At 42.1% G+C, this 21,669-nt stretch carries 17 protein-coding genes; 3 read left to right on the forward strand and 14 right to left on the reverse strand.

From position 1 onward, the window contains the following. Window positions 1-120: 120 nt before the first annotated feature. From IQ31_RS19795 to IQ31_RS19850, 12 genes are all read right to left on the reverse strand, one after another. Window positions 121-2,352, reverse strand: a complete 2,232-nt coding sequence (locus tag IQ31_RS19795) for a S9 family peptidase (RefSeq protein WP_145329512.1) — start codon at window positions 2,350-2,352, stop codon at window positions 121-123. Then, window positions 2,339-3,763: an APC family permease gene (locus tag IQ31_RS19800; protein WP_088163503.1), complete on the reverse strand. Its 1,425-nt coding sequence runs from the start codon at window positions 3,761-3,763 to the stop codon at window positions 2,339-2,341. Before IQ31_RS19800 ends, IQ31_RS19795 begins: the two co-directional genes overlap by 14 nt. A gap of 6 nt (window positions 3,764-3,769) precedes the next feature. Beyond that, the gene (locus IQ31_RS19805) at window positions 3,770-5,542 is read right to left on the reverse strand and encodes a DUF885 family protein (protein ID WP_198386069.1); all 1,773 of its coding nucleotides are present in this window, start codon (window positions 5,540-5,542) and stop codon (window positions 3,770-3,772) included. Window positions 5,543-5,573: 31 nt separating this feature from the next. Further along, window positions 5,574-6,836: an NAD(P)/FAD-dependent oxidoreductase gene (locus IQ31_RS19810; RefSeq protein ID WP_088160936.1), complete on the reverse strand. Its 1,263-nt coding sequence runs from the start codon at window positions 6,834-6,836 to the stop codon at window positions 5,574-5,576. A 40-nt stretch (window positions 6,837-6,876) separates the two neighbouring features. After that, on the reverse strand, window positions 6,877-7,875 hold the full coding sequence (locus IQ31_RS19815; RefSeq protein ID WP_145329514.1) for a 4-hydroxyproline epimerase: 999 nt from the start codon (window positions 7,873-7,875) through the stop codon (window positions 6,877-6,879). Window positions 7,876-7,910: 35 nt separating this feature from the next. Continuing rightward, entirely contained in the window at window positions 7,911-9,368 is a 1,458-nt protein-coding gene (locus tag IQ31_RS19820) for an aldehyde dehydrogenase (NADP(+)) (protein WP_088160934.1), read from the reverse strand. Window positions 9,369-9,538: 170 nt separating this feature from the next. After that, window positions 9,539-10,438 (reverse strand): dihydrodipicolinate synthase family protein, encoded by a 900-nt coding sequence (locus IQ31_RS19825; protein WP_075991855.1) that lies wholly within the window; start codon window positions 10,436-10,438, stop codon window positions 9,539-9,541. A 407-nt stretch (window positions 10,439-10,845) separates the two neighbouring features. Continuing rightward, on the reverse strand, window positions 10,846-13,941 hold the full coding sequence (locus IQ31_RS19830; RefSeq protein WP_088160933.1) for an efflux RND transporter permease subunit: 3,096 nt from the start codon (window positions 13,939-13,941) through the stop codon (window positions 10,846-10,848). Window position 13,942: 1 nt separating this feature from the next. After that, window positions 13,943-15,049 carry an efflux RND transporter periplasmic adaptor subunit gene (locus IQ31_RS19835; protein ID WP_088160932.1) on the reverse strand — a complete coding sequence of 369 codons (1,107 nt, stop codon included), beginning with the start codon at window positions 15,047-15,049 and terminating at the stop codon, window positions 13,943-13,945. Next, window positions 15,046-16,320 (reverse strand): TolC family protein, encoded by a 1,275-nt coding sequence (locus IQ31_RS19840; RefSeq protein ID WP_088160931.1) that lies wholly within the window; start codon window positions 16,318-16,320, stop codon window positions 15,046-15,048. Before IQ31_RS19840 ends, IQ31_RS19835 begins: the two co-directional genes overlap by 4 nt. A 90-nt stretch (window positions 16,321-16,410) precedes the next feature. Continuing rightward, the gene (locus tag IQ31_RS19845) at window positions 16,411-17,757 is read right to left on the reverse strand and encodes a sensor histidine kinase (RefSeq protein WP_088160930.1); all 1,347 of its coding nucleotides are present in this window, start codon (window positions 17,755-17,757) and stop codon (window positions 16,411-16,413) included. 2 nt (window positions 17,758-17,759) lie between these two features. Beyond that, window positions 17,760-18,440, reverse strand: coding sequence for a response regulator transcription factor (locus IQ31_RS19850; protein ID WP_088160929.1), 681 nt, complete (start codon window positions 18,438-18,440; stop codon window positions 17,760-17,762). A 233-nt stretch (window positions 18,441-18,673) separates the two neighbouring features. Here IQ31_RS19850 and IQ31_RS19855 point away from each other — a divergent pair, with 233 nt between their 5' ends. Together IQ31_RS19855 and IQ31_RS19860 are read left to right on the forward strand one after the other, a co-directional pair. Then, a complete protein-coding gene (locus IQ31_RS19855) occupies window positions 18,674-19,063 on the forward strand; it encodes a helix-turn-helix domain-containing protein (protein ID WP_075991850.1) in 390 nt (129 codons plus the stop codon). A 50-nt stretch (window positions 19,064-19,113) separates the two neighbouring features. Next, window positions 19,114-19,869 (forward strand): SDR family oxidoreductase, encoded by a 756-nt coding sequence (locus IQ31_RS19860; protein WP_075991849.1) that lies wholly within the window; start codon window positions 19,114-19,116, stop codon window positions 19,867-19,869. Window positions 19,870-19,966: 97 nt separating this feature from the next. Here IQ31_RS19860 and IQ31_RS19865 read toward each other — a convergent pair whose 3' ends face one another. Then, on the reverse strand, window positions 19,967-20,497 hold the full coding sequence (locus IQ31_RS19865) for an NAD(P)H-dependent oxidoreductase (RefSeq protein WP_088160928.1): 531 nt from the start codon (window positions 20,495-20,497) through the stop codon (window positions 19,967-19,969). A gap of 154 nt (window positions 20,498-20,651) precedes the next feature. Here IQ31_RS19865 and IQ31_RS19870 point away from each other — a divergent pair, with 154 nt between their 5' ends. Then, window positions 20,652-21,014 (forward strand): winged helix-turn-helix transcriptional regulator, encoded by a 363-nt coding sequence (locus tag IQ31_RS19870; RefSeq protein WP_075994710.1) that lies wholly within the window; start codon window positions 20,652-20,654, stop codon window positions 21,012-21,014. 29 nt (window positions 21,015-21,043) lie between these two features. On the opposite strand, the gene IQ31_RS19875 is transcribed toward IQ31_RS19870, so the two are convergent. Further along, on the reverse strand, window positions 21,044-21,541 hold the full coding sequence (locus IQ31_RS19875) for a DinB family protein (protein WP_145329517.1): 498 nt from the start codon (window positions 21,539-21,541) through the stop codon (window positions 21,044-21,046). Between the last annotated feature and the right edge of the window lie 128 nt (window positions 21,542-21,669).

Raw genomic sequence — 21,669 nt, forward strand, 5'->3', positions numbered from 1 at the left:
CTTCGCAGACACCAACAGCAATAAAAGCATACCGAAGGTCCTTTCTGGCCAATAAGATCAGACTCGTCAAAAAAAGCAGGAAATAGGCCTGCATTAGCGGATTATTGTTCTAATGAAAGATCAATACTGATTCCAGGCAGGCGGATCTACGCCAAGAAGATGTTTTACAAAATAGTCCCTTCTTTTTCGTTCACCATAATCTCCCCCGGAAGAATGCCCCATTCCAGGAACCATGATAAAATCATGATTCTTACGCGCTTTAATCAAAGCATCAACCAATTGGAAAGTGGATGAAGGATCCACATTATCATCAAGTTCTCCAACAATCAGCAAAAGATTTCCTTCCAGCTTAGCGGCATTTTCAATATTAGAGCTAGCCGCATATTCAGGACCTACAGGCCAGCCCATCCATTGCTCGTTCCACCATATTTTATCCATTCGGTTATCGTGACAACCACAGGAGGAAACGCCAACTTTGTAAAACTCGGGATGGAATAACAGCGCTCCGGTTGAACTTTGCCCCCCGGCAGATGTGCCATAGATCCCTACCCTGCCGATATCCATGTATTTATATTGTTTTGACGCGGCCTGCATCCAGGCAATTCGATCCGGAAAGCCCGCATCTTTCAGGTTTTTCCAACAGACATCATGGAAAGCCTTCGAACGATTTGAGGTCCCCATCCCGTCGATCTGCACCACAATAAAGCCCAATTCAGCGAGTTCGTACATCCCGCTCGGGTTGCTGTAAAATGATTTTGGTACGAAAGAACTATGCGGTCCCGCATAAATGTATTCGATGACAGGATAGCTTTTAGCAGGATCAAAATTCGTCGGCCGAATAATAATCCCCCAGATATCCGTTGCGCCATCACGTCCCTTAGCTTTAAAAACCTCCGGTGCACGCCACCCTGCAGCTTCGAGCAGACTACTGTTTGTTTTCTCCAGCTCCATGATAAGACGGCCATTTTTGTCGCGCAATACTGAAATTGGCGGCTGATCGACCCGGGAATACGTATCCACAAACTGCGAATAGTCTTTATTGAAAAAAGCTTGATGATTTGCATTTTCTTCGGTCAGCAGTTTTAAGCCCTTTCCGTCTAAACCGATAGCGTAATAGTGGACCAAATAGGGATCTTCTGCAGCATTCACTCCGCTGCCTTCGAAAATAACCGTTCGTTTTTCAGCATCAACATGCACAATTTTCCGAACAACCCAGTTTCCTTTCGTTATCTGGTTCTTTACTTTACCAGTAATTCCATCATAGAGATACAGGTGGTTCCATCCATCACGCTCAGAGGCCCATACAATCTCCTTTCCATCGGCCAGATCCTCACGGTATTTCTTGCCGCTATAATCAATAAAGGTCTTATTCTGCTCTTGAATCAGAAAACTCGAGGTACCGCTATTTGCATCCATCTGCATGACGCCATAGACTTGATGCCCCCGTTTGTTATACTCGAAGGTAAATGCTCTGCTGTCATCGCGCCAGGAAAGATCCGAAAGGTAAAATTGATTTGGTATGAGTGTAGCATCAAACACCGATAGTCGGTCTTTTTCAAGATCATATAAAATGGGTAGTTTTTGCGCAAGCTCATCTCCGGGCTTCACGTAATCGCGTGTCTGAATTTTAGGCTGCAGCTGATCTTTAGGAGAAGATTCAATAAGCGTCAGTTGCCTGATCTCTATTTTTTGAGTTTTTACTGTAGCCAGCTTACGACTATCTGGTGCCCATTGAATATCATTGCTATAATAATTTGCCGTGTTGCCATCAAAGGTAATTTGTCGGGCCTCGTTTGTATTTCCCTTTTTTGCCAGGAATACATTATTATTGCGGATAAATGCCACATATTTTTTATCTGGAGATTCGACTTCCCTATAGGCATTTCCCTGCTTACGCTGCCCCCAATATCGCATATTTCGTTCTTTATTTCCACTTGCAGCGCCCTGGCTCAATTGCGAGGAACGACGGTTCCAGATCCACAGGTAGCCCGCGATATCGAGCGATACTTGATCCTCATCCAGCAATTTTATCTGATCATTGGAAATAACACGATTTTCGATTTTCCGCCCCAGCTTTTCATCCACTAACGAAAATACGTTCGTCAGATCAAACAGCTGTTCTTTTGTTTTTGCCTGGGGATTGACCAAAATATACTCTTTTCCCTGCAACGTATTTCGATCATACCAAAAGAGATCCCCCTTATCATTCCAATAAAACTGGCCGGGCAGATTTTCAATTTTGTTGGTCAATTGTTTTTTTAAGTTTTGTGCACGCGTATAATCTGCCACAGTTCCTTGACCAAACAGAAACTGTGCAGACAACAACAAAACCGCTGTACTAAGAAACTTCATACTTTCTTCGCTTAGGATTGATTAAATAATAGATCGGGATTCCCAATAGTGCAATGATAATGCCCGGCCAGGTATAATTGGGTTTGAAAATGACCATCAACCCAATAAAGGCAAGTCCCATCAGAATATAAAGAATGGGAAGAAAAGGATAGCCAAATGCTTTATAGGGTCTGTTCAAATCTGGACGTGTGATACGGAGACGAATAATACCCGCAATCGCGAGTACATAAAATATAACGACCACACAGGTAATCATGTCCAATAAATCACCATATTTTCCGCTTAAACACCATATTGACGCAGCGACACATTGTATCCAGAGTGCCCAGGCAGGTACCGCATGCGCATTGAGCTTACCTGCCCTTTTAAAAAACAAACCATCTTTGGCCATAGAATAATACACCCTCGCTCCTGCCAGGATAATCCCATTATTACAGCCAAAAGTGCTGATCATGATCATAATCGCTATAATAGTTATCCCAAATGGGCCAAAAACTTCTTGAGCGACACTCATGGCTACACGATCTTTTGGTGCATTGACCATAGCTTCCAAAGGCAATATGCCGGTGTACATCAAATTAGTCAGAAGATAGATTACGGTAACCAGTAAAGTCCCTAATGCAAGACTCAAGCCGATATTACGTTGTGGATTTTTAATTTCGCCGGCTACTGCGGAAGATGAGTGCCAGGAATCGCTGCTGAAGAGCGCACCGACCATAGCCGCAGAAAAAGCGCCCATTGCTGAAAATCCATCATAAGATGCGTACGTTCCATCCGTATTTAAACGGCGCATTGACCAAAGTGATATATTGTCCCAGTTCCAAGCCCAAACTTCATGTTTCAAAGCCAGGAAGCCAAAGAGCAACAAGAGCAACAGGCTCCCGATCTTGATCAATGTGATGGATGTCTGTACGCGCTTTCCGCTATTTACGCCTCTTGAATTAATATAGGTTAATACAATAATGACGGTAATTGCCAGCAGCTGCGCTGCCGATACCCGATAATCTGACCATTCTAGCAGGTAAACATCTTCATCCATAAAGGGGAAGAGATAGGCTGTAAATTTCGCAAAAGCTACCCCCACAGCAGCTATTGTCGCAGTTTGTATAACGGCAAAAAATGTCCAGCCAAATACAAAACTCAATACCGGCCCATAAGCCTCCCGAAGGTAGATGTATTGCCCTCCTGCCTTTGGAAACATCGCACTCAATTCACCATAGCTCAACGCTGCAGTCAATGTCATAAAACCACATATCAGCCATACCACCATCATCCAGCCCGCAGACCCCGTGTTACGAGCGATATCCGCAGATACAATAAAAATCCCAGAGCCGATCATACTTCCAACCACCAGCATAGTAGCATCCAGCAACCCGAGGGACTTTTGAAAAGTTTGTTTCGACTCACTCATAAACACCTAGTTATTAAAATGATAAAACTTCCAGTTTGTCTCGTAATCGGGCTTTAACTTCTCGCCCTTGATAATCGCTCTCAACATTTCCATCGGTAGATAATTTTCTTTGATCACACGGTCATGGAATTCCACAAATGACATTTTCCCTTGATCTACGACCTCCTCTTTGATACGCATCAATTGCAAGCCGCCTACGAGATAGGCCAACTGATATAAAGGATCATAGGAACCTTCAAACGATCTCTTTACTTCACCATGCGCATTAGCCGACTCAAATCCCACGCGGTTTACCAGATAATCGATGCATTGCTGCGGCGTCCACTCACCTAAATGAAATTTGATACTAAAGGTTATTCTTGCACAGCGGTGCATGCGCCAAAATAACATCCCGATTCGCTCCTCTGGAGTTTTTGCAAATCCCTTGCTATACAGCAGCAGTTCCCAGTACAGTGTCCATCCTTCCGTCCAAAATGGCGTGTTAAATGCCTCTTCGCGGTAAGGCTTGTAACGCCTATTCATAAAATATTGCAGATGATGACCGGGAATCAATTCATGCTGGACTGTGCCTCGGGAGAAATAAGGATTATTGCCACGCATACTCATCAATTTCGCCTGCTGATCCATCGTGTTTGTCGGATAGGATATGCTAATTTCCCGTCCGCCTGTAAAAAAGGGATTGACCCGCTGCCGTTCAGGTGTCATCATGATCATACCCCAAGTCTCGTCTGCCAGCTCAGGAATATTCATGAGTTTATTTTGTTCAATAAATTGCTGCGCATCGTTATACAATCTCAAGATGAGCTCCGGCTGTTGTCCAATGGGTACGTAGGAGTTTTTAACCTTTTCCTGTGCAGCCCGCCAATCATCGCCGAACCCCATTTCACGGCTCGCTTTCAATAACTCGGCCTCACACCATTTAAACTCCTGATCGGCCAATTTTAAAAGATCGGCAGCGGTATAACTGATCATTTCTGCTTTGAGTCTTCTGTTTATCTCTTTTTCCCCAATAGGCCAACCAGCAATCTGACTACCGTCATCAAACACTTTCCAATCACTTTTTGCAGCCAATTTCTCCTTATAATCCGAGAGCTTGCCTTTCACCTGCTGAAATATAGCCGGTACCCACCAGCTAAATTCAGGGTCGTATCCATTATAAAAATCGAAGGTGCTGGTGATCCTTAAGTCCAGTGAATTTAATAAGGTAACCAGAAAGTTGACATCTGAATAAGGAATATTGGTCTTTTCCTGTAGAGCAGCTATTGACCGATCGATTTCACCAGCAACCAGCGTCAGCTCTTTCGCGACATCTTCTCCTGCCAGACGCTTCCCCCTACGGCGTTCCTTTTCAAGTGCAAAAATTCGCTGTGCGAAAGGTAAATACACAGATAACCGGTTGTAATTCGACTCATCTTCTTTCAATGAAAGGAGATCACTTTTTAGTTTGCGCTTCAGTAAGATAAAATCTACCTGCCCCGATGTTTCGAGTTCTTCATAGGGGAACTTGTCCAGCTTGTTCAAATATTCGTTATCCAAACGTTGAAGACGTGCTAACTGTTCGGGCGAAGCGGCAGCCCGCTGATTGCCCCAGCCTTTGGGCATAGGGCCATAAAAATAGTTGATCGCCTCAACATCATGCCCATATTGTACAATATAAGGCTCTATAGGAGTTGTATGGTCGTATAATTTCATCTTTTGTGCATGCATGGGGACCGGGAATAGAAAGAGCAGTCCATAAAACAATGTTTTGGGGGCTATAAAAGAAAAAGAACGATTCATAATTCGGGTGTTGGTTTATATCATAATTTTATCAGTCGAAACGATCAGGTCTAAAACCAGTGATTTCAGACTCTATTTTCTGTCCTGCCAATAAATCTGCAACAACTTTCCCATAGGCAGGGCCCAAGCTCAAGCCCATCATACCACCCCCACCGGCAACTAGGACATTATCAAATTTTTTCAATCTTCCCAGATAGGGCAATCCGTCAGGCGAGCAGGGTCTGTAACCATACCATATTTTTTCGCTTGGGTAATCGACCTTCAATTCCGGATAATATTTAGGAATGGATTCTACAATTCCGCGGACACGGTTTTCATAAATTTTGTCATTTGCTGGTCCCAATTCCATCGTACCGCTGAATCGGATCTGGCCATTCATGGGGGTTACAGCAACACGAGCCTCCAGTAATAATGCCGCATGATTCAATGTATTCTCTTTCTCGGGCTGATACATAAAAGAATACCCTTTTCCTGGCATAAGCGGTGTATTTACGTGCAACTTTGATGTCAGCTGCGGTAAATAAGCGCCACCAGTCAAGACAAAAGCATCCGCCTGAAAACTTCCTTTGTTGCTGATCGCCTCTTTCACCTTATTTCCGGCTGTTATAAATTTACTGACCTCTGTTTCTTCGAAAAAAGCGACCCCTGCGGCTTTCAAATATTGAATCAATTGCCGCATTAACTTTGGTGGGTATAATTTTCCATCACAGCGATAAAGTATAGCACCTAAAACATCCAGCTTCAGATTAGGCTCCAGTTCTTGAACGGCATTTCCCTCTAGAATATCGACATCAAGTCCAAGATCCTGAGCACGATGAGCCAATTCAATTTCTTCATGCTTCATTTCCTTAGATTTATACATCATCAGGATCCCGTTCTGCTTCAGTTCAAAATCAAACCCTTCCTCCTGCGCCAATTCATCATATAATCTGCTGCTGTAGAGATTCAAATCACGTATTGCAGTCGCATGCTGTTCTACATGTGAGCGATTAGCATGTTTTAAAAACTTCAATCCCCAATTGATCATTCGTGGATTTAGCGAAGGCCGTACATAAAAAGGGCTTTTACTATTGAACATCCACTTTATCCCCTGCGCTACAATACCAGGGGCAGCCAAGGGCGTAAAATGACTGGGGACAATCATGCCGGCATTGCCATAAGAACAGTTATTGTCCAAGGTATTTTTTTCGAGGATTTTCACATTCCATCCGTCTCTTACAAGGTAATAGGCGGAAGCAAGTCCTGCAATTCCTGCACCAACGACGACAACCGTACCTCTATTATTTTCTTTCACGTTGCTCTTGTCTTATTATTTTTTTAAATCACCTGAACTATTAAATCACTTGAAAACCGCCAAAATAAGGATCCTCATCATCCAAGAAAATGGTATTATAGCCTGTTATCCGTGCCCAGCCTTCTATGGATGGGACAATGGCCGGTCTGCCATCGACGGTTGTTTCAGCTTCAATTTTACCGGTAAATTGTGACCCGATATAACTTTCATGTATAAACTCCATCCCTTTCTTGAGTTTCCCTCTAGCATACCATTGCGCCATACGGGCTGATGTACCTGTACCGCATGGAGAACGGTCTAATGCATTATCGCCAACCAATACAGCATTACGCCCTGATGAGTTAGGAAGCTTAGGATTTCCCGTCCATTGGATGTGAGTCAATCCATGTATATTAGCATCTTCGGGATGAACAAAAGAATATTTTTCATTCAGCAGCTGCCGGATTATTTTTCCATAATGAATGAGCTGGCTTGCTGAATAAGAACTGATATCTTGAAAATTAGTCTGTGGGTCAATAATGCCGTAAAAGTTTCCACCGTAGGCAACGTCAACGCTGATGTTGCCTAGATCCGGGCAATCGACCGTTAAGGCTTCAGCGTATAAAAAGGATTTGACGTTGGTAAGCTTTACGCTTTTCACCTTAGATCCCTCTTGGACATAGTCGATATGTACAAGTCCAGCCGGAGTTTCCAACCTTAATTTTCCGGGAACCTTAGGTTGAACTAGGCCCTCCTCTATAGCAATCGTCACTGTACCAATAGTCCCATGTCCACACATCGGTAGACAACCACTGGTCTCAATGTAAAGGACACCAATATCATTTTGCGGATCAAAGGGTGGATAAAGCATACTGCCACTCATCATGTCATGGCCCCTTGGTTCAAACATCAATCCCATACGGATCCAATCGTATTCACGTATAAAATGTAACCTGCGCTCCATCATCGAGTTTCCTTGTAACAATGGGGTTCCACCGGCCACCAATCGCACGGGACAACCACAGGTATGCGAATCAATACAAAAAAAAGTCTTCTTCATTTCTGGTTACTTGTTTATATGGTCACTTGTTTCTATTATGCTTTAGTCCATTGCTGGTTGACCAAACGGTCAATTTGTAATGGGTTTCCGTCCTGCAGTTCTTTAGGCAAAAATTCATTTGGCCAATTTTGAAAACTAATGGGGCGAATAAAACGCTTTACTGCATCGGGCCCGACAGAAGTGAAACGTGCATCTGTGGTTGCCGGATAAGGTCCGCCATGATGCATAGCATACTGTACTTCAACCCCAGTTGGCATCCCCTGAAACAAAAGCCTTCCACATTTGTCCTGTGCAATTGAAAAGAGTGCCTGGCATTCGCGGATATCCTGCGCCGATGCCGCAAAAGTGATGGTAATCTGTCCTTCGAGCTGCTCCATTACATTTTTCATTTCATTGAGGTCCGCACAAGATATAATTAGCCCAAAAGGTCCAAAAACCTCTTCCAATAACTTAGGATTAGCCAAAACTTGGCTTGCTTCCGCCTCAGCAAGCAGGGCCTGCGCAAAATCTTGCCCTGTATTATCCTGCCCTTCTTCCAATATACTGACACCATCGTATTGAACCATTTCCCCTTTTAAACGGTTGTAGCTATCCAATATTCCTGCGTGCAGCATTTTGCCGGTCGCGGCAGCTTGAAGTTCTTTCTTCAACGCCGCTTTAAGAAGATCTAGCTGTTCGCCGCCAATACTTACCAGAACACCTGGATTGGTACAAAATTGACCAACACCTAAAAGCAATGAGGCAATATACTGCTTAGCAAAAGGTTCCAGATTGCTAGCTAAGTAGTCCGGTAAAAGAAAAACCGGATTTACGCTCCCCATTTCGGCAAATACCGGAATAGGATCAGGTCTTGACTGGCCCAGATCAAATAAAGCTTTCCCGCCACGGAAAGAACCTGTAAATGCGACTGCTTTTACGAATCTGTGGCGGACCAATTGTTGTCCAGTAGCAAATGAATCCGACAGCACATGATTAAAAACGCCAGTTGGAGCTCCTTGTTTTGAAATCGCCCGATCAATAGCGTCAGCCATTAATTGCGAGGTTTTAAGATGAGCGGGATGCGCTTTTACGATAACTGAACAGCCCGCACCAATGGCACTGGCGGTATCCCCACCTGCTGTTGAAAAAGCGAAAGGGAAATTACTTGCGCCAAAAACCACAACAGGACCAAGCCCTTTATTATACTTCCGTAAATCAAATTGGCCATTTGGGTCTCGATCAATGCGTACTTCACTGTATAAACCAGTTCGCACAGCATCGGCATATCGACGCCACTGATTGACCGTTCTCGCTTTTTCACCTTGCAGTCTTCCCAAAGGAAGGGCCGTTTCCAGATGGGCCGTTTCAATCAGGACGTCTCCCAATGCCTCAATTTCTGCGGCAATGGCATACATCAATTCCGCCCGTTCAATGACATCAGTTTTTTGAAGAAACTGAAACCCAGCCTCCGCCTGTTTTACGACGTAATCAATCTCATTTTCGTTTCTATCCATTCCTTTTGTTTTTATTGTAAGTATCTATCTTCAAAAATCAATAAAAACCTTCCCGATATCTTCATTCCTTGCGGCATTAAATATAATAAGAAGGTCCTTTTCGCCTATTTTTATCCGGCCCTAAAAAAGGAAATTTTCTGAACCTTCGTCCAGAAAGTTCAGAAGCATTCCTATAATTGTGGTCTGGTTGCGATTGAATCTGCAATAATTTTTTTAACGCGTTGTTCTTCCTCGCCGATCAATGGCAATCTGGGAGCGCGTGTATAAGGTGTTGAAATTCCTTCGGCTGTCGCTGCCAATTTAATATATTGGACCAACTTAGGATGAATATCCAATTCCAATAAAGGCATAAACCAACGGTATATTTCTACAGCTTTGCTGTACTCGCCAGCCTTTACAAGATCGTACATGGCCACAGTTTCTCTTGGAAATGCATCGACCAGTCCAGCAACTAAACCATCAGCCCCTAACATCAAAGACTCGAGTCCTAAGGTATCTACACCAGCCATAATCTTTAATCGATCACCAAAACGATTTTTCAAACGCGTGATATTTGTTAAATCTCGTGTAGACTCTTTCACCGCCTGAATATTTGGTTCCAATAAGAGTTCCTCAAACATGTCCAGCGATACATAAGTACTATAGTCAACAGGGTTGTTATAGATTAAAATTGGCAATTTGGTACTTTGTGCAACAGCACGAAAATAAGCGACTGCTTCTCTATCATCAGCTCTATAGCGCATCGGTGGCAATAACATCAAACCGTCTGCGCCCAATTCTTCACTCGTTTGAGCCACTTTGATCGCTGCAGCAGTTGTATTTTCTGCAATATTCAACAACACCGGTACACGCCCAGCGACAACCTTCAACGCATATGTCAATAAATCATACTTTTCTTCCGTACTCAAAACACTTGCTTCACCCAATGATCCAGCGATAATCAAACCGTGAACACCTCCATCCAATTGTGCTTCAATGTTTTTACCAAACATATCAAAATCCAAATTTCCATTTTCATCAAATGGTGATAACATTGCAGGATAAATTCCTTCCCATTTAAATTGTGCCATAGCGTATTATTTTAATATTTCTTTATCACAAATCTATTTGGAATAGCGAGGTCAATCTTCTTATGAATTAATCAACACTGACCTAATATTGACCTTTTCTAGTAAATACAACTCATGAAGAAGCGGAAGAATGGCTTTCTAATTTTAAATACAGATTTATAACTTATTTCAGCAAAACTTCAGATTAGTGCCTTTAAAGTTGAAATTTGACTTCAGTAACTTAAATGTAAGTTCAACATTTATAACAAGATTTACAAAAAATAGCATGTAAAAGATATATATACATGTTTATCGGCGTAAAATTTCGACAGCTATTATGGAATGTATAGCTGCAGATTAGAAATAACAAAGGTTGCACTGTCTGACAGGCAACCTTTGTATCGTATATAATAATTAAAAATGGGTAACTAATCGCGGTTCTCCTTTTTATAAGAGAAGTAAAAAACGACTGGCAGTACAGAAAACGATAGAATCATACAAATAATCAATCCGCCGACAATCATAATAGCCAAGGGTTTTTGGATTTCAGATCCCATTCCGTTTGAAAGTGCGGCCGGTAATAACCCCATTGCCCCCATTAACGCAATCATTAGGATGGGTCTGATCCGGCTTTTTACAGCTTCATAAATAGCGGGTTTCAAGCTCATTTTATTCAACAGATTTTCTTTCATTATCCCTATTAAAACAATGCCGTCAATCGTGGCTACACCAAAGAGAATAATAAATCCGATACCCGCCGAAATTCCAAATGTCGTCCCAGTAACCCACAGCGATACAAAACCACCTATAAATGCAAATGCCAGTGTAAGCGAAGAGATCAACGTATCTTTGACGTTGCCAAAATTGGCATACAGCAAGAGTAAAATCAAAATAAGAGAAATTGGCACAACATTCATCAGCTGTTTTGTAGCCCGTTCCTTACTTTCGAATTCTCCGGCCCACACGACCTTATAAGATTTGGGCAGTTTAATATCTTTTTCTATCTGTTTTTTTGCATCGGCAATTGTACTTCCCAAATCCCGACCTTCAATGTTGAAGCCAACACCAATATAACGGGAATTGCCCTCTCTGTAAATAAATGCCGGACCGGTATGATAATCTATTGTTGCGATCTCCCGCAGTGGTACTTTTTGATCATTCATCGTGGGAATGATGATATTTCCGATCTTCTCAGGATTGTCACGATACGATTTTTGGAAGCGGAGACGTACATCAAAGATGCGCTCGTTTTCATAGAAATGTGTCACAGATTGCCCGCCAATAGTCATTTCGATCACAGATTGCACATCCTTGGTCGAAACACCATATTTGGCCATTTTCGAATCATGCAGCTGAATCCTTAGTTCAGGCAAACCGATATTTTTGAAAACATTGATGTCCGTAATACCGTTCACCTTTTTAAGTGATTCGGCAAACTTATTGGCTTTATTTTCTAAATCTTGTAAATTCTCACCAAAAATTTTGATTACCAGCGGACTTTTTACTCCGGCTACATACTCCTCTACATTATCCTGGATCGGCTGGCTAAAACCGAAATTTATTCCCGGAAAAGTCTGTAGACTATCCCGCATCTGACCAATCAATTTCTCTTTTGACAGTTTTCTTTTCCACTCGCCTTCGGGTTTCAATTCAATATTGAATTCAATATTGAAAAAACCGGTTGGATCTGTACCATCATTGGGGCGGCCTGTTTGCGTCATGATAAAATCAATCTCGTCAAACTGCTTCATCAATTTTGCTTTCATGGTTTTGGTCAGCTTCACAGATTCTTCTAGGTTGACACTATTGGGTAAGGTTGCGCGGACATAAATTGCACCTTCATTCAGTTTCGGAAGAAACTCTGAACCATAATGGCTAAACCGAAAAATACAGACGAGCAAAGCAGCAATAAAAATCGACAATGTCCATTTTGGATGGTCGAAAGCTTTCCTAAAACCTTTAAAAATGGCATTGCGGCTGACCTTAGTGATCTTATTCTCATCTTCTTTGATATTCTTTTTCAATAAGTATTTACACATCGCGGGCACATAGGTCAAACTCAGGATCAAGGACCCCAACAAGGCATAGCCGAGCGTAAAGGCCAATGGTGAGAACATCTTTCCTTCCACCTTTTGAAAAGAGAAAATCGGCGTCAATGCGACAATCAAGATCAATAGGGCAAAAAAGATATAGCCTGCTACAGAGCCGGCACCTTTCTTAATGATCCCTAGTTTGGAGATTTTATTAAAGCGTTCCGTCCCGAGCCGATGAGCCTCTTTTTCCAAAGAGACAAAAACAGTCTCCACGATGACCAGCGTTCCTTCGAGCAACAATCCAAAGTCCAATGCCCCCATGGAAATCAAATTTGCAGGGAGCCCCTGTATTTTCAAACAAATAATCGCAAATAGGAAGGCCAATGGGATCACCGATGCAACGATAAAGGTTGTCTTCCAGTTGTTCAAAAAGATAAAGACAATAATCGAAACCAGAAGAACCCCCTCTATCAGGTTTTTGGAAACCGTATGCACGGTATTATTCACCAGTTTTGTGCGATCAATAACGGGTTCAATCTTGACATTTGCAGGTAAAATACGTTGATTCAGCTCCACTATTTTTTCTTTTAACTTTGTCACAACTGCAGATGGATTTTCTCCCCTGAGCATAATGACGATTCCCTGGACAAGATCATCTTCCTGGTTGAGTCCCACCTGTCCGAGTCGCGGTTTTGCGCCTAATTCTATTTCTGCAACATGCTTGACTAAAATCGGTGTATTGCCGACCACCTTGATCAAAATATTACCGATATCATCGATCTTATCCAATAGGCCTACCCCACGCACAACATAAGCCTGATTTCCTTTCTGGATCACATCGCCGCCGACATTTATATTCGAACGTGATACGGCTTCATAAACATCCAGTGGCGACAGGTTATAATTGGCCAACTCTGTTGGATTGATCTTTATTTCATAGATCTTTTCCTCCCCCCCAAAGCTGACGACATCCGCCACGCCGGGCACACCGACAAGCTCCCGTTCAATCACCCAATCCTGAATGGCAGAGACTTCCTTGATCGGAAGATTACTTTTCACCACATAGCGAAAAATTTCTCCGGTAGCACCAGATGGTGGTTCGATTGAACTCTCAGCACCTTCCGGTAACTCAATGGAACGCATCTTATTACCCGCATACTGTTGGGCATAAAAATCCGCTACCCCATCCTCAAATTGAATCGTTACAACAGATAACCCAAACAAGGAGATGGAACGAACATCCGTTTTCTTTGGAATGGTATTCATTTCTTTGGTAACAGGCAGTGTAACGAACTTTTCTATTTCTTCAGCACTGCGCCCGGGCCACTGTGTGATAATCCTAACCCGTGTGTTGGTCACATCGGGGAAAGCCTCAATCGGTGTATGGAGGTAGGCATATATCCCGCCGAACAATAATGCCAGCGTAAAAAACAGGACGACCAAGGAATGTTTCAATGAGAATGAAACAATATTTTGTACAACTTTCTTCATCCTACCTATTTATCAGTTCATCAAATACGATCAGCTCATTCTCCGTCAGCACCTGATCTCCCTCGACTACACCAGATTTGACAAAAGCGTATGTTTCATTCTCAGCGACAATATCAACAGCTTTAACCGACAGGTCACAGTCATTTTTATAGCGTACAACGAAATTCTGATTGTTATGGAGGATAATGGCATCTTTCGGAATTGCCAGCATACGCTCTTCCTGTCCCGAAACGGCCTTTTCGACCAGCACATCCACGCTCATGCCTGGCTTCAATCTCAGGTCTTTATTCAACAACTTCACGCGCGCTTTGACCACACGTTCTTCCGGATCAAAGAAGTTGGCGACCTGATCAATATAACCGTCAAAAGTTTCACCTTTATAAGCCAGTGTAGTGATCTTGACAGGAGCCCCGTTTTTAACAAAAGGTAAATTATTTGCATAGATATTGACCGAAACCCATACCTCATTCAGCTTACTGACCGACAGCAAATCGGCGTCATCGCCAACAGTCATACCAGGACTCACCTTTTTATCTACGATATAGCCAGCTTTGGGCGCACGGATGTAAAACACACCATTTTCCGAGGAGCCATTCAGCAAACTCATGTTCGCTTTCACATGGCGGATTCCAATCTGCACGGCTTTCAATTCACTTTCCATCTCTTCCAGCTCCCGCTGGGAAGCCATACCATCTTTCAGCAGGCTACGCAGGTTAAACAATTTACTCTCCGTCAGCCGCTTGCTATTTTCCAGTTCCCGCAGTTCCTTTCCTAAATCATTGACCGAGGTCCCTTTAAGCGATACCAGAATCTGTCCTTTTTCTACATAATCGCCCATCTTGACCGAAACAGACTGCACGATACCAGGTATAGGGCTCTTTAACGCAGCAAGTTCATCCTGATCGTATTGGATAACCCCATTTAAAGCGATCTGTTCAAATACCGTTCGCTTCTGTATCGAATCAATTTTAATTTGGTTTTTAAAGTCGGCGCTAAGACAAAAGCCTTTAGCAGCTGGAATAGGCTGCTCTTCATTTTTCGCCGGCTGACAGCTCCACACTAAACAAATAGACAGCAGTGTCAATGGCGTTAAAAAATTACTTTTCATGAGAAAATATCCTTTCCGATCAAGTACATCAGTTCCTCCTTATACTGAAGATATTTCGCCCTGCGTTCCAATATTGATTCTTTGTTTTCCATATAATTATTGATAAAATCTATAAATTCAACGATGGTCAGTCTCCGTTGTTGGAAATTGCGCACATAGCGTTCTAGCGCTACGTCCAATTTACCATCAAAGCCGATATCCGTTGTCTTCAAACTCGTTTCAAGGTTGCTGAGCCGCTCCGAAAGGAAGTCGATCTCCCGTTCGATGTCGATACGAAATTGCTCGATTTCCACTTTATTTTTCTCAAGTTCCAGCTTAGCGATTTTGATATTCCCCTGGTTCCGGTTAAATAGAGGAAGATCCATAGCAACCCCCAGCCCTATAAAATCGCGCATGATATTTCCACCACGGTCGTAATTCATGGAGACCTGCAAATCTGGTATACGTTCGGCCTTTTCTATTTTCAGCTGAGCATCACTTTTCTTCAATTCGTTATGGATGATCTTATAGTCGCTGCGATTGTCGAGCGCCATCATTTTCCACTCCTGTTTTTTTCCCTGGAGAAAATGCGGAATGCCGATCGTATCTGATATAGTGAGTGCGGTCCCTTTGTCTCCGAGATAGCGCGCAACCTCATTCATTTTTGTAATTTTTTCCTGTTGGATTTCATTCAGTTTGTTACCAAATGCGATAGACTCGCTTTGAATCCTGAGGTAGTCCATCTCACTTACATTGCCTTCTTTCCACTGATTTTGGTATGATTTTGCCAACGTCTGAAAGATATCCACCTGACTATTGTATAACTTCTCCTTTTCCTGCAGAATCTGTAATTCGAGACATTGGCTCCGGAGATCATATTTTAGGTTCCGCAGCAATTCTTCAAATTGAAGCTGGGCATTTTCTTTTTCGAGAAGCTGCAATTGCACTCTCTTTTTTCGTTTGCCAGCCATTTCGATGGTCTGTTCCAGCTCGATCGCCACCTGCTGATACTTACCGTAATTTCCGATCAGCGCTGGAAAGGATTCGCTGGAAGGGTTTTTCCAAAGATTGACTTCGGAGATGGAAATCGTTGGATTGGGCCACAACTTTGCCTGAAGCACAGCAGCTTCGGCTTGCTGCATATGAAAACGCTGCGCCATTAAGGTCAGGTTATGGGTAAGGAATATCTGCTCGATCTCCTCCTTTCGCAAACGGTTTTCAACCGCCTCCTGCGAAAATAGCTTGCTATTCAGGCCAAGAAGTAAAAATAATGTAATACGTAGTTTTCTCACTTAATTTTGAATTTTCACAAAACTAAATGACAGGGATTACAGGCAACTTTAGGTTAAATTAAAGTTTGATTAGAAGGGATTAGAAAATGATTAGAACTGGGGGAATAATAGCGATACCGTTGTACCTAGATCATTTGAACGAATATCAAAGTCTACCCCTTGATCCTTAAATACAATCTGCGCAAAAGAGAGACCTATGCCGCTGCCCTTAACTTTACCAACATTTGATCCACGATAGAAAGTCTGTTTCACAGACTCCAGCTCGGCTTGTGGGATACCAATACCATGGTCTATGATTTGCAAAGACAGCCTGCCATTTACACCTGTCATTCGGACAAGAACTTCCTGCCCATTTGCATATTTAAGTGCATTTTCGATTAAATTGGAAATAGACAGACTAACGAGCATCTTATTGCCCCGAAAATTAAAGTATCGCGGTTCATCGACCTGTATATCGACTTTCAAGGGCACGGCAAATGATCTCGAAAACTTAGGTACAAGATCCCATACGATCTCGTCTATGCGAAAGGTTTCCAGTGAACGTTTCAGGGCCTGATCTTCGGTCAGCAATAGAAAATTACCAATAAGCTGATTCAGAAAATTCACATGCTCAGTAATGGTTTCGGCCAATTCATGATATTCTTCTTCACTTCTGACCTTTGTACCGAAGACCTCCATTGAGCCCAGGATTCCCGCCAAAGGTGTTCGAAACTCGTGTGAAACATAGCTGACAAAGTTCTTTCTAATAATCATATTTTCGCTGATCCGACGTAGGAGCGCATTATAACTTTCAATAAGATCTTGTAGTTCGTCCTTCGTTTTTATAGTCGTCAGGGGCTCCTGAATCGTGCTTAAATCCTTATGCCGAATTTCTTGGATCACTTTACGAATGGGGAGATAAGCATATTTACTCAGCCAAACCGACAACAAGGCAATACTGATCAATGCAACGAGAAAAACAAAGACAAGCGTAATGAGCAAACGATTCAACTGATGATCAAAATCTGCGCTCGACTCTTTGACAAACACAAAAAAATCGCCCTGATTGTCTGGATAATACAAACCAAAATAAAAGCTATCTTCTGTTTTAAAATAAATCGTTTTGTCTGATTTCAGCTGGCTCAGCAAATCCTTATTAATTTGACTATCAAAACGCATACCGCCATAACTTACTTTTCCTTCGGCGTTATAAACTGCTACCATGGCACGTTTAACCAGGCTTTCATATTGATTTTTAGATTCCAAATGCTTTAGTGGGCTCTGCTCATCTGCCTCGAGGTAATATATACCAGCTATTTTCGCATTTTTTTCGAGGGAACTGATCAGATGTCGTTCCGAGGAATTATAAAATATCCAGTAGATGACTAGCGTTGCAAGCCCAAAAATAATGGTGAATACCAGCGTAGAAAAGAGTGTAAGCCGAATTTTTAAATTCATTGTCAGTCCGTTGTAAGCATATAACCGACTCCTTTCACCGTTTTGATAATGGAGGTATCGCTCCCTTCATCAACCTTGCCTCTTAGATAAGAAACGTACACATCGACGACATTGGTGCTGTTATCAAAATCGATTCCCCAAACGGCCTGCAAGATTGCAGTCCGTGAAAGCGTTTTATTTCGATTTTCGATCAGATACTTAAATAGTTTAAATTCTTTGGGAGAGAGATCGACATTTTTACCATTCTTATGAACTTCATAACGTTCAAGATCCACTTTTAAATCACGAATTTCTACGCTACTGTCCTTTGGCACGTTTTTATAATTGTCCCGGCGTACCAGGGCTTTGATACGACTCACCAATTCCTTAAAGGAAAACGGCTTGACGAGATAGTCATCGGCACCACTTTCCAAGGCCTCGACCTTATCTTCAATCTCCCCTAAAGCACTCAAAATCAATATCGGAATATGATTTTTTCGATACCTGACCATCTTCGTAAACTGGATACCATCAATTCCGGGCAACATGATATCAAGTACAATAATATCCAAAGAATCTGCATTGATCCATTCACGTGCAGCTTCCGCAGATTCAACTAAAATGACCTGATGCCCCATTTCTTCCAGACCTTTCACCACAAAGCTGCTAATCCGGCGATCGTCCTCTACTAAAAGTATCTGCATATTATACGCTGTTTATTTTTATGCGGGATTATAAAAATTGCGAATTCCTCCCGGAATTCTACAAGTATACGAATTTACAATTTAATCGTCCGGTAATCCACAGCCCCCTTCTCCATAAATCCTCTAAGCTAATTTTTAGACATACATCCAATCAACACGAATCTATTTTGGATAAACTATTTCGTATAGTCCAAATTGGTTATATTTAACCTAACAACTCGAAAAAGATTAAGATGAATACAGTATTGCCTCCCAATAAGAAAAGACGTGAAGAAATTACGATAAAATATTTTGAGTTACTGGATCGTCATCTGGCGGAATTGATCAGCGGAGTCAGTATAGAAATGCTGGAGCTTCAGGACATCGCAAACATACTTTGTATCTCACAAAAGCATCTCATCAAGATAATACAGGAAACGTCAGGGAATCACCCTTGTCATTTTTATGTACAAAAAATATTGACCTGCACCAAGAGCCTACTCGCTAATAACGAGTTAACCATATCGGAGATCGCACAAAGGCTGACCTATGACCCTTCCAACTTCACCAAATTTTTCAAAAAATATGAGGGCATGTCCCCTTCACAATTTCGTCAATTGCAAAAAGCGAAAAGTTCACCATAACGGAGCCCTTAACATTTGTGAAATTTGCTATAATCAAAATTTAAATTATTATGGCAAGAAATGATGTAAAAGGAAAAGTTGTCCTCATTGCTGGAGGTGCAAAAAATCTTGGTGGATTATTAAGTCGGGATTTTGCAGCTAAAGGGGCAAAACTGGTAATCCATTACAACAGTGAGAACACCAAAGCAGACGCTGACCAAACACTGGAAGCGGTAAAATCCGCAGGTGCAGAAGCAATATTAGTCCAAGCTGACCTGACCAAAATTGAACATATCACGAAACTTTTTGATGTTGCTATTGAGCAGTTTGGTGGTGTAGATATTGCAATAAATACCGTTGGTAAAGTCTTGAAAAAGCCAATTGTGGATACCACAGTCGAAGAATATGACAGCATGAGCGATATCAATTCAAAAGTTGCCTATTTTTTTATTCGGGAAGCGGGTAAAAAACTGAATGCAAATGGCAAAATCTGTACTATTGTAACCTCATTATTGGCAGCCTATACAGGATTATACTCTACTTATGAAGGACTGAAGGCTCCAGTAGAGCATTTTACGAGAGCTGCATCTAAAGAATTTGGTGAACGAGGAATCTCGGTCACAGCTGTGGCCCCGGGGCCAATGGATACGCCTTTTTTCTACGGGCAGGAAAGCGAGGATGCTGTTGCCTACCATAAATCTGCATCAGCATTGGGCGGACTAACAGACATAAAAGACATTGCCCCCTTGGTGGAGTTTTTGGTCACCGATGGCTGGTGGATAACGGGGCAGACAATATTTGCCAATGGTGGTTATACAACACGCTAGAACAAAAAAAGAAAGCATCCTTTTCAGGATGCTTTCTAGGTAAACATCTTTTTGAAGGATTCGCCAATAACGATAATTTTGCCTTCATATTTATGGACTAAAACTGCTCCAAAAAACTGAGATACTGCGAAACACTTTGCGCTATCCATTCTTTGGATGACTCTTTTTCTATTCCGTAAAAGACGAAAGGCTTTTGATAATTCGCTTTAACATAGTCAAAAGTAATTTCAAAAGGACTTGTTAATTGCTCCATGCTATATTTATACTTACCCTTAACCCCATACTCCTGCTCGTCTATCCCAACCGAAATCGCCAATGCGATTTTCTTTCCTTCCAGTTTATACCCGCTTTTTTTACCGTAAGCCCACCCGTAGGTAAGCACCTCATCCAACCACTGCTTAAAAAAAGGCGGACAGTTAAACCAATAAAAGGGGAATTGAAATACAATTTTATCATATTTCTCCATCATCTGCTGTTCTGCCACGACATCAATTTTACCATCCACATAGACTTGGTGCAACTGATGGATATCATAACGATCGGATTGGTTTTCCAATGCCTCAACCCAACTTTTATTCACGAGGGAGGTGGCAAAATTAGGGTGAATAACGACTATTAATGTTTTCATATTTTTATTTATGTATATATGCACAAGTCAGCAGGTCTAGCCAATTCATTGCGGCAATTTTAATAAACGACATGACTGTGATTTAAAAGTAGCGACATAATTCTTATTTTGCCCTATCAGTAACCCAATGTTAGGTACTATAAAAAATGTGCGTATGACTAAAATCAAGACGAGTTCCACTAACTTTTCAAATAAAAAGCAACTTGAGCGTAATTGCCCCGAAGTCTTTGCCGCTAATGTGATTGGCGGTCAATGGGCGCTAGCCATTTGTTGTTATCTCATCAATGGCGCGCTACGTTATTCTGAAATCAAAAAATGTTTACCTGGTATCACTGAACGTATGCTCACCCTACAATTGCGAAAGCTGGAAGAGGATAACATTATAAAACGTACTGTATATGCAGAGGTACCGGCACGTGTACTCTATGAGCTGACTGCGCTGGGTTATGAACTCAAACCAATTATTCAAGAACTTGGGAAATGGGGAGAAAAGTTACAACAAGTTCAAAAATCATAACGTCTAGCGGACAAAAATATAGTTTGTTTTTAATTGATACATCGTGCCGTTACCAGTAATTGGCCAACATGGCGCTGTGCATGCTCAGCAGCGTGGAACAACAAACCAATCAAGGTCGTAGGGATCCGTTTTCTACCCAAAAAACGCACTTCCGTCAAGGTTTCCGGATCAATTATCGCTAGTTTTTGCACGGATTGCTGAATCTGTCGATGTAAGTTTTCTACAAGCGCTGTTACGCTCACATCGCTATTTTCTATACCTTCCTTATAGAGGTCGTCAAATTGCTCATCCGACAAGGATTTATTTTCGGCATAAGTAAACATGCGATCGATCACCCCACAAATATGTTGCAGGTGAAAACCTATACTGGCATTGCCCCCCGGTTTTGTCCAGAGATGCGCTGAGGACAGCTGCTTAGTATACTTTAAAACATCCTCATCAACTTGCAAGAGTGCATGAGCAACAGGTTGGAGAAGAGCGGGAATCCCTTCAATAGGTCCACGCATCCATACTTCTAAATTTTCCATGCTTCTAAAATAGCGAACTTTCTACAACTGATGCTTTTTAAAGTCCACGAATTAAAATCCCCGAAGCCAAAGCGTGCAAAAAAAATGCAGAGAGCAGTCCGTTTTCGTAAAAAAAGACAGTTTACTCT

Source organism: Sphingobacterium siyangense (assembly GCF_007830445.1).
GTDB classification, from domain to species: Bacteria; Bacteroidota; Bacteroidia; order Sphingobacteriales; family Sphingobacteriaceae; genus Sphingobacterium; species Sphingobacterium siyangense.

What these genes read in the sequence shown, in the direction of transcription:
- IQ31_RS19800 (WP_088163503.1), bottom strand. Translation starts at nt 3,763, where the DNA reads ATGAGTGAGTCGAAACAAACTTTTCAAAAGTCCCTCGGGTTGCTGGAT.
- IQ31_RS19795 (WP_145329512.1), bottom strand. Translation starts at nt 2,352, where the DNA reads ATGAAGTTTCTTAGTACAGCGGTTTTGTTGTTGTCTGCACAGTTTCTG.
- IQ31_RS19815 (WP_145329514.1), bottom strand. Translation starts at nt 7,875, where the DNA reads ATGAAGAAGACTTTTTTTTGTATTGATTCGCATACCTGTGGTTGTCCC.
- IQ31_RS19865 (WP_088160928.1), bottom strand. Translation starts at nt 20,497, where the DNA reads ATGAAAACATTAATAGTCGTTATTCACCCTAATTTTGCCACCTCCCTC.
- IQ31_RS19870 (WP_075994710.1), top strand. Translation starts at nt 20,652, where the DNA reads ATGACTAAAATCAAGACGAGTTCCACTAACTTTTCAAATAAAAAGCAA.
- IQ31_RS19845 (WP_088160930.1), bottom strand. Translation starts at nt 17,757, where the DNA reads ATGAATTTAAAAATTCGGCTTACACTCTTTTCTACGCTGGTATTCACC.
- IQ31_RS19850 (WP_088160929.1), bottom strand. Translation starts at nt 18,440, where the DNA reads ATGCAGATACTTTTAGTAGAGGACGATCGCCGGATTAGCAGCTTTGTG.
- IQ31_RS19835 (WP_088160932.1), bottom strand. Translation starts at nt 15,049, where the DNA reads ATGAAAAGTAATTTTTTAACGCCATTGACACTGCTGTCTATTTGTTTA.
- IQ31_RS19830 (WP_088160933.1), bottom strand. Translation starts at nt 13,941, where the DNA reads ATGAAGAAAGTTGTACAAAATATTGTTTCATTCTCATTGAAACATTCC.
- IQ31_RS19820 (WP_088160934.1), bottom strand. Translation starts at nt 9,368, where the DNA reads ATGGATAGAAACGAAAATGAGATTGATTACGTCGTAAAACAGGCGGAG.
- IQ31_RS19860 (WP_075991849.1), top strand. Translation starts at nt 19,114, where the DNA reads ATGGCAAGAAATGATGTAAAAGGAAAAGTTGTCCTCATTGCTGGAGGT.
- IQ31_RS19825 (WP_075991855.1), bottom strand. Translation starts at nt 10,438, where the DNA reads ATGGCACAATTTAAATGGGAAGGAATTTATCCTGCAATGTTATCACCA.
- IQ31_RS19805 (WP_198386069.1), bottom strand. Translation starts at nt 5,542, where the DNA reads ATGAATCGTTCTTTTTCTTTTATAGCCCCCAAAACATTGTTTTATGGA.
- IQ31_RS19875 (WP_145329517.1), bottom strand. Translation starts at nt 21,541, where the DNA reads ATGGAAAATTTAGAAGTATGGATGCGTGGACCTATTGAAGGGATTCCC.
- IQ31_RS19855 (WP_075991850.1), top strand. Translation starts at nt 18,674, where the DNA reads ATGAATACAGTATTGCCTCCCAATAAGAAAAGACGTGAAGAAATTACG.